Genomic DNA, 3,266 nt, shown 5'->3' with positions numbered 1-3,266 from the left:
CTCGGCAACTACTACTACGGCGAATCGAACATAGAATTCATTTCCCCGAATCCTCGGATCCTGCAGGCCTATCGCACCCTCGTGGTCGTCGTCATCTTCGTCGGGTCGATCGCCTCCGCGGACCTGATTTGGAACACCGCCGACGGCATCATGGGTCTGATGGCGATCGTCAACCTCATCGCGATCGGATTGCTCTCCGGCATCGGCTTCAAGCTGTTGCGCGACTACTCCCTGCAACGACGCGACGGACGGGATCCGGTCTTCACACGTGATCGGCTGCCGGGTGTGAGCGGCATCGAGTGCTGGGAGAACGAGCTCAGCGTCACGGGGCCGCTGCCCATCCAGGAGGCGGCGGGGCAGCCGCGATAGCCACTCCCTGCTCGGGTCGCGGGGTGGCACCGCGTAAACTGGGCGGCGGAGTGCCGGGAAGTCTGGTCGGCGGATCCGCCGGCGAACCTCGTATGCGCGTCCCGAATCTCGAAGGACCTCTTTGTGACCTCTCACGCTCCGCTTTCCCGCTGGTCTCGACTTCTCGCCTGGGTTTCCGGCGATGTCGTGGGGGGCACCCTGATGATCGGCGCGGCGGCGGTCGGGCTGCTGTGGGCGAATTCGCCCTGGCAGGAGAGCTACCGGGCGCTTTCCGAGACGGTCGTCGGACCGGCGGCTCTGCATCTCGATCTCAGTCTCTCCGCGTGGGCGGCTGACGGTCTCCTGGCGATCTTCTTCTTCGTCGTCGGTGTGGAGCTCAAGCACGAGATCGTCGCCGGAAGCCTCCGCAACCCACGACAGGCCGGTGTCCCCGTGCTCGCGGCGGTCGGCGGGATGGCGATGCCCGCGATCATCTACGTCGCCATCGTGATGGCCCTTGACCCCGGGCCCGCGCTACACGGGTGGGCGATCCCAACGGCGACCGACATCGCGTTCGCCCTCGCGGTGCTCGCCATCTTCGGGCGGGGGCTCCCGGTAGCGCTGCGGGTGTTCCTACTCACTCTCGCGGTGGTCGACGATCTCCTCGCGATCGTCATCATCGCACTGTTCTACTCCGATGGGGTGAACATCTGGATCCTGTTCGGATCGTTCGCGGTCGTCGTACTCTTCGCGCTGGCGGTGCGGGTGAAGAAGATGCGGTGGTGGATTCTGGTTCCCCTCGCCGTCGTCGCGTGGGTGCTCATGCACGACTCCGGTGTGCACGCCACGATCGCCGGTGTGCTGCTCGGCTTCTGCGCACCGGGCAAGCCCATCCGCGGCGAGGCCGTCCCCCGTACGCAGCAGCTCGAGCATGTTGTCCGGCCGCTGTCCGCGGGCATCGCGCTCCCCGTGTTCGCCTTCTTCGCGGCGGGCGTGTCGCTGTCCGGCGGAGAGGGTCCGCTCGGCGCGCTCACCGACCCCGTAGCGATCGCTATCGTGGCCGCGCTGGTGCTGGGCAAGCTCATCGGCGTTCTCGGAGTCACCGCCCTGGTCACTAAGGTCACACCGCTGCGTCTGCCCGATGGCATCGGCACCCGGGATCTGCTTCCGGTAGGTTTTCTCACCGGCATCGGTTTCACCGTCTCACTCCTGATCGCGGAGCTCTCCTTCGAGGGTGGCATCCACGAGCCCGCCGCGAAGTTCGCGGTGCTGGTCGCCAGCCTCATCGCGGCGGTCCTGGCCGGGTTCACCCTGCGGTGGGATGCCAAGCGATTGCGGACCCCCGACATGAACCGCGACGGAGTGACCGACGTGGACACCGGACGGATCGGTGACCGCCCTCATACGAATCCCTGAATCGGAGCGCTGCCGACGAGCGCCGCGACAGCATTTTGCCAATTCAATAGAACTGATTCATCGCTGCCGCGTGGATGGACGAGTCGAGGATGTCGTGCCATCCGAGTGCGGCATCACCCGGGGAGTTGTGGCGTCCATCAACGGCCTCGAGGATGCGGTCGCGGAACAGCTCGCCGTTCTCCCAGCCGGTCACATCCACGGTGATGACGTCGATCTCGCGTCCTCGGCTGCGTTCGAATTCGGCGTGCAACCGTGTCGCGGCTTGCGCCGCGGCGCCCAGGCAGGATCCTTCGGGGAGTGACCCGCCGTGGCTGTAGACCACGAACAGGTGCCTCAATCCGGGCTGCGCGGCGGAGTAGTCGCCGACTTCCTGGCCGACCCGCCGGAGGCGCTTCTGCGCGGCATGCCGCGACCGTTCGTTTCCGAGATCCAATCCCCAGACGAGTGCATGGGGGAGGTCGGAGCCGGACGCTTGGACGACGGTCAGCGGTCCGAGAACCGGGAGGTCATCGCCGCGGACAATCACTTCAGTGGACATTGGGAGCCTTTCCTTGCACGTCGCAGAACGTGCCGACCAGACTTCCCGGCTCACCATGTCCCGTCGGGCGATCCCGCGGAACCCGTACGACACTACGCCACTTTGCGGGAGTAACAATCGCGGGCCCGCGGTATCCGACCCCGGCGGGCCTTCGCGGCCGAGCGGCATGCGGCGCCGAGCGAGCGTCGTCACGCCAACGGCGAGCCGGCCGACGGCGGCGCCGATCGCCAGTTGCAGCCCAGACGCTCCGGCGCCGGAAGTCAGACCACGAGAGCGGGGGCGACGAAGGTTCTTTCGACCGACTGAATACGGCGGCCTCGGCTCTGTAACCCCGCGCCGGGGGACCGCCTGTTGGGCATGGCTTGGCGCGGAGACGGCGATGCGGATCGGAGCAGGGAGTTGTATGGTGAGCGGTGGAGTGCCGGGAAGCCTGGTCGGCGATCGTTTCGTCGATTGGACTGAACTTGCGCATCCTCATCCTGACCTTCGGTACCCGTGGCGACATCGAGCCGTTTGCGGCTCTTGCTCAGCGATTGAGCGCGGCCGGGCACGCTGCGGTCCTGGCGGCTCCCGAGCCCTACCGTGCGTCTGTCTCCTCCGAAGTCGGCTTCGAGCCGATGGCGACCGAGATGGACTCGGCGATGCGCGCCGGGATGAGCTGGCTTCGCGGGCCGGCCCACGCCCTCACATTGGCGCGTGAAATGGCAGAGGGAATGCGGATCTCTCTGCGCGAGCAGTGGGAGATCGCTCAGCGTGTGCGGCCGACCGTGATCATGGCGCATCCCAAAGCTCTCGGTGGTCTCCATGTTGCTGAGCGCCTGGAGGTGCCGTTCGTCGTCTCGCTTCCACTGCCGTTCCTTACCCGCACGTCCGAATTCGCGATTCCATTCACCGCAGCCCGACTGCCTGGCTGGCTGAACCGGTTCACCTACGATTTCAATCGCTTCACCGCCGTCGCGTACGG

General features: G+C 66.4%; 4 protein-coding genes. 3 read left to right on the top strand and 1 reads right to left on the bottom strand.

The window, feature by feature from the left end:
• Together VFX99_RS12610 and nhaA are read left to right on the top strand one after the other, a co-directional pair.
• Positions 1 to 369 (top strand): alanine:cation symporter family protein (locus tag VFX99_RS12610; RefSeq protein WP_329666641.1); only part of this gene is annotated, 369 nt, incomplete at its 5' end.
• Positions 370 to 492: 123 nt separating this feature from the next.
• Entirely contained in the window at positions 493 to 1,764 is a 1,272-nt protein-coding gene (nhaA, locus tag VFX99_RS12605) for a Na+/H+ antiporter NhaA (RefSeq protein ID WP_329666640.1), read from the top strand.
• 43 nt (positions 1,765 to 1,807) lie between these two features.
• On the opposite strand, the gene VFX99_RS12600 is transcribed toward nhaA, so the two are convergent.
• Positions 1,808 to 2,302 (bottom strand): hypothetical protein, encoded by a 495-nt coding sequence (locus VFX99_RS12600; protein WP_329666639.1) that lies wholly within the window; start codon positions 2,300 to 2,302, stop codon positions 1,808 to 1,810.
• Between the two features lie 413 nt (positions 2,303 to 2,715).
• Between VFX99_RS12600 and VFX99_RS12595 the strand changes: the two genes are divergently transcribed.
• Positions 2,716 to 3,266, top strand: a 551-nt coding sequence (locus tag VFX99_RS12595; protein ID WP_329666638.1) for a glycosyltransferase, incomplete at its 3' end; no start/stop codon positions are given.

It is taken from the genome of Microbacterium sp. (genome assembly GCF_036277215.1).
In the GTDB taxonomy this organism is placed as follows: domain Bacteria; phylum Actinomycetota; class Actinomycetes; order Actinomycetales; family Microbacteriaceae; genus Microbacterium.
The sequence above is the reverse complement of the archived record's forward strand: the minus strand, read 5'-3'. Positions and strand labels throughout refer to the sequence as shown.